The sequence below is a fragment of the Lactobacillus sp. A27 genome, from assembly GCF_016742815.1.
Classification (GTDB): Bacteria; Bacillota; Bacilli; order Lactobacillales; family Lactobacillaceae; genus Lactobacillus; species Lactobacillus gallinarum.
Genome location: NZ_JAEHNT010000094.1, coordinates 1 through 332, shown reverse-complemented (window position 1 = coordinate 332; position 332 = coordinate 1). Strand labels below are relative to the sequence as shown.

Genomic DNA, 332 nt, shown 5'->3' with positions numbered 1-332 from the left:
TATGTAGGACACAATCGAAGCAATTATAATGCTAAGCACTACTTAGCTGTTAGACAATATCAAGCAATGCCTTTTGCCTTTTCTATTCTTAATAATTATGAGACTAGGTTGGCAGAAGAAGTAGTCACTAATAGCGAACTATTGGATAAGCCAAGGAATATTCGTGATACTTATAGCTTTTTGCGTGTTAAAGAAATTGATAGCCTCGCTATTGCCAACGCCATTCAAAACTATCAGAAAGCTTGGAACAACTATCGCAAGATTGGTCATGGAATCCCAACTTTCCATAAGAAACGCAGCGACTGGTCATATCAGACCAACTGTCAATATCC

At 38.0% G+C, this 332-nt stretch carries 1 pseudogene; it reads left to right on the top strand.

The annotated features are described in order from the left end of the window. Positions 1–332 (top strand): annotated as a pseudogene (locus tag JEM49_RS09250) (RNA-guided endonuclease InsQ/TnpB family protein); the annotation flags it as partial.